Source organism: Streptomyces sp. NPDC059900 (genome assembly GCF_050270335.1).
GTDB lineage: Bacteria > Actinomycetota > Actinomycetes > Streptomycetales > Streptomycetaceae > Streptomyces.
In genome coordinates, this window is the sequence record NZ_JBNNJZ010000600.1 from 1 (window position 1) to 4770 (window position 4770).

General features: G+C 75.8%; 1 protein-coding gene. It reads right to left on the minus strand.

The window, feature by feature from the left end:
• Window positions 1-132: 132 nt before the first annotated feature.
• Entirely contained in the window at window positions 133-4749 is a 4617-nt protein-coding gene (locus ACQKIP_RS40050; RefSeq protein ID WP_427745297.1) for an amino acid adenylation domain-containing protein, read from the minus strand.
• Window positions 4750-4770 lie beyond the last annotated feature (21 nt).

The following is a 4770-nucleotide window of genomic DNA, read 5'->3' on the forward strand; positions in this document are numbered from 1 at the left end:
GGTCGTAGAGGGAGTGGAAGAGCATGCCCTCCTGGAGCGGGGTGAGGGGCAGCACCTCGGGGCGCTCGGGGCGCTCAGAGTGCTCGGATCGCTCGGGGCGGGGGCCGGAGCCCGCGGGAGCCGTTGGCGTGGTCACTGGGTCGTCTCCCATTCGGACAGCAGCTCGTCGAGTTCCGTGGCGTCCATCGCGGGTGGTGGCGGGGGCGGTGCGTCGTCGGCCGGTGCCGTGTCCGCGTCCGGGGGCAGGACGTGGGCGGCGGCAGCCAGGGCCGCGGGCGTCCGCCCGGTGAAGACGTCACGCGGGGTGAGGGCGAGACCGGCCGCGCGGGCCCGGGCGACCAGGCGTACGGAGACGATGGAATCGCCGCCGAGTTCGAAGAACCCGTCGTCGGGGCCGACTTGATCCAGGCCGAGCACGTCGGCGTAGAGCGCGCAGAGCAGTTCCTCGCGGGGTCCGTCCGGGGCGCGGTGCGTGTGGCCGGTGGTGAAGGTGGGGGCGGGCAGGGCGCGCCGGTCGACCTTGCCGTTGGCGGTCAGCGGCAGCCGCTCCAGGGGTACGAAGGCCGCCGGAATCTGGTACTCGGCGAGCAACGGCGCCAAGTGGGCGCGCAGTTCACCGGCGTCCGGGATGTCTCGTCCGGCGGGCGGCACGACGTAGGCGACCAGGCGCTTGACGCCGGGGGTGTCCTCGCGGGGCATCACGCAGCTCTGGGCGACGTCCGGGTGCCGGGTCAGGGCGGCGTCGATCTCCGCCGGTTCGATGCGGAAGCCGCGCACCTTGACCTGGTCGTCGGCGCGGCCGAGGAAGACGAGGACACCGTCGGCGGTCCACCGCACCAGGTCGCCGGTGCGGTACATCCGCCCGCCCGAGGCTCCGAAGGGGTCGGCGACGAACCGTTCGGCGGTCAGGGCCGCGCGGCCGAGGTAGCCGCGGGCCAGGCCGGGCCCGGAGAGGTGGAGTTCGCCGGGGGCGCCGGGCGGGACGGGGCGCAGCGCGTGGTCCAGGACGTAGGCGCTGACGCCGTCGAGGGGGCGGCCGATGGGCACCGTGGCGGGGATCTCGGAGGGGTCGTGCAGGGGGTGGCGGGCGGCGAAGACAGTGGTCTCGGTGGGTCCGTAGCCGTCGGTGACGACGATGCCGGGGCAGGCGTCCATCACGGCCCGTACGGCCTGCGCCGGGACCACGTCGCCGCCGGCCCACACTTCGCCCAGGCCCCGGAAGGACGCCGGGGACTCCTCGGCGAGCAGCCGGAAGAGACCGGCGGTCAGCCAGGCGGCAGTCACCCCGTGGGCGGTGATGGCGTGCTCCAGGGCGGCGGCGTCGAGTTCGCCGGGCGGGGCGAGGACGACGGCGCCGCCGTGCAGCAGCGGGACCCACATCTCGTACGTCGCCGCGTCGAACGCCTGGGAGGAGTGCTGGAGCACCCGGCGGTGGTGGCCGCTGCGCCACGCGGTGTCCCCGGCCAGGTCCAGGACGGCGCGGTGCGTGAGCGCCACGCCCTTGGGCTCGCCGGTGGAGCCGGAGGTGAAGAGCACCTGCGCCAGCTGGTCGGGGTGGAGGTCGGGCAGGGGGTTTGGCGGAACCGGTTCGTCCCGTGTGAAGTCCCGTTTGGGGTCCCGGGTGACGTCCAGAACGTGCGGGGCCCGCACGGCCGTGGCCAGGGCGTCGGACGCCGGGTCGGTGAGCAGGACGCGTACGCCCGCACGCTCGGTCATGGCGCGCAGCCGCCCGGCGGGCGAGCGGGAGTCCAGCGGCAGGCAGGCGCCCCCGGCCTTCAGGACGGCGAGCAGCGAGACGACGAGGTCGCAGCCGCGTTCCTGGAGGACGGCGACCGGCTCCTCGGGGCGCACCCCGGTGTGGCGAAGGCGGTGTGCTAGGCGGGTGGCGGCCCGGTCGAGTTCGGCGTAGGTCAGGGTGCGGCCGTCGCTGATCAGGGCGGGCGCGTCAGGGGTACGGGCGGCCTGCGCGGCGATGCGGCCGGGCAGATTCCCGGCACTGGCCGGCGGGGTCGCGGCGTTGAAGGCGCGCAGCACCCTCTCGCGCTCGGTGGCCGAGGCCAGCGGAAGGCGGGCCACCGGCGTGTCCGGGTCGGTCGCGAAGGCGGTCAGGAGCCGTGCGGTGCGGGCGGCGATCGCGGTGGCGGTGTCCCGGTCGAACAGGTCGGGCCGGTAGCCGAGGTTGAGGCGCAGGGCCCGGCCGGGGACGGCGACCAGGGACAGCGGGTAGTGGGTGGCGCCGTGGCTGGCGGCGACCCGGACCGCGAGGCCGCAGCCGGGCCGGTCGGGCACGGACTCGCCGTCGCCGGTCAGGTGGCTCTCAAGGACCGTGGTGGTGTCGAAGAGCCGGTCGAGGCCGGTGGCATGCCGTAGGGCGGCCAGTCCCGTGTGGTGGTGCGGGCTGAGCGCGGCCTGCTCGTCCTGGAGCCGGGCGAGCAGCCGGGCGAAGGGCTCGGCCGGATCGAGCCGTACGCGCACGGGGACGGTGTTGATGAGCAGCCCGACCAGCTTCTCGACGCCCGGCAGTTCGGGGGGCCGTACCGACGTGGTGGAGCCGAAGACGACGTCGTCGCGCCCGGCCAGCTGGCCGGCGACGGCCGCCCAGGCGCCTTGCAGGACGGTGTTGAGGGTGAGTCCGCGGGCGCGGGCCGCCGCGGTGAGCAACTCGGTCTCGCTGCCGGAGAGTTCGACGGTCACCTGCTCGGGCGCGACCGGTGTGCCTGCGGCCTCCGCGCCGGGCGCGACCAGGGTCGGTTCGTCGACGCCGTCGAGGGCGGCGCGCCAGGCTGCGTCCGCCGCGTCCTGGTCGCGTGCGGCCAGCAGGGCGGCATAGTCGCGCAGCCGGGCGGCGCGAGGGGCGGGGGTGTGCGGGGCGGGGGTGTGCGGACCCTCGCTCAGGACGTCGAGCAGGTCGCCCATGAGCAGGGGCAGGGACCAGCCGTCGAGGACGATGTGATGCCCCGTCAGGATCAGGGCGTGCCGGTCGCCGGAGAGCCGGGCCAGGGTGAACCGCACCAGCGGCGCCGTGCCGAGGTCGAAGCGCCGGGCGCGGTCCGCCTCCTCCTCCGTGGCCAGCAGCCGCGCCTGGCCGTCGGGGTCCTCGCCGGTGAGGTCGAGCTGCCGCCAGGGCGCGGCGCAGGCGTCCGTGATCACCTGGTAGGTGCGACCCGACGCGGTACGGGCGAAGGCGGCGCGCAGGCTCTCGTGCCGGGTGACGAGCGCGTCGCAGGCGCCGCGCAGGGCCTCGGCGTCGAGGGAGCCGGTCAGTTCGTACGTGGTCTGGGCGAGGTAGGGGTCGGCGGCCTCGGTGTCGTACAGGGCGTGGAAGAGCATGCCCTCCTGGAGCGGGGTGAGCGGCAGGGCGTCGGTGTGGCCGGGGTGGGCGGCGCGGAGCTCGGCGGCGTCGGCGGGCTCCGGGTCGGGCAGCGCGGCCGGGGCGCCGGTGGCGGGCGCCGCGCGACGGGCGGCGGGGGCGAGTTCGGCGACGGTCTTGTGCCGGAACACCTCGGCTGCGCTGAACTCCAGCCCGGCGTCCCGGGCGAGGGCGGCGAGGCGCACCGCGAGCAGGGAGTCGCCGCCGAGGGCGAAGAAGCTGTCGTCGATGCCGATCCGGGCGGCGCCGAGCAGCCGGGCGTACAGGCCGCAGAGCAGTTCCTCGTCGGGGCTGCGCGGTGCGCGGCTGTCGGGGGCCGCCCCGATCTCGGGGGCGGGCAGGGCGCGCCGGTCGAGCTTGCCGTTGGGGGTCAGCGGCAGGGCGTCGAGGAGCACGTAGGCCGCGGGGACCATGTAGTCGGGCAGGGTGGCGGCGAGGTGGGCGCGCAGGGCGGCGGGTTCGGGGGCGCCGGCCCCCTGGGCGGCGGTGCCTTGGCCGGTGGTGCCTCGGGCGGTGGTGGCGTAGGCGGTCAGGTGGCGTACGCCGGGCTTGTCCTCGCGCAGGATGACGGCGCACTGGGCGATGCCGGGGTGGGTGGCCAGGGCGGCCTCGATCTCGACGGGTTCGATGCGGTGGCCGCGTACCTTCAGCTGTTCGTCGGCGCGTCCCTGGAACAAGAGTTGCCCGTCGGGGGCGCTGCGCACCAGGTCGCCGGTGCGGTACATGCGGCCGCCGGGCGGGCCGCAGGGGTCGGCCAGGAACCGCTCGGCGGTCAGGGCGGCGCGGCCGAGGTAGCCGCGGGCAAGGCCCTCGCCGCAGAGGTACAGCTCGCCGGTGCTGCCGGGCGGCACCGGGCGCAGGGCGGTGTCCAGGACGTGCGCGCGCAGGTTGTCGACGGGGTGGCCGATGACGGGCGAGGGGGCGTCGCGCAGGTCGCAGTAGAAGGCGTCGACGGTGCATTCGGTGGGCCCGTAGACGTTGCGCGCGCTCAGTCCCTCGGTGGCGCGCAGTTCGGCCCAGAGGTCGTCGGGGACGGCCTCGCCGCCGAGCACCAGGACGTGCGGGCGGTGGGCGCCGGTGAGCAGGCCCGTGTCGACCAGCTGGCGGGCGTGGCTCGGTGTGGTGTCGAGCAGGTCCAGGGCGTGGCGGGCCGCGTAGGCGGTGAGGGCGGCGGCGTCGCGCCTGGTGTCGTCGTCGATGACGTGCAGTTCGTGCCCGGCGACCAGCCACAGCAGCTCGGTCCAGGAGGCGTCGAAGGAGAAGGAGTTGGTGAGCGCGACCCGGAAGCGGTCCCGCCCTGCCTCGCGCAGGGCCGGTGCGGCGAACTCCCGCAGATGGTGGTGGAAGAGGCTGGTGAGCCCGGCGTGCTGCACGGCCACGCCCTTGGGGCGGCCGGTGGA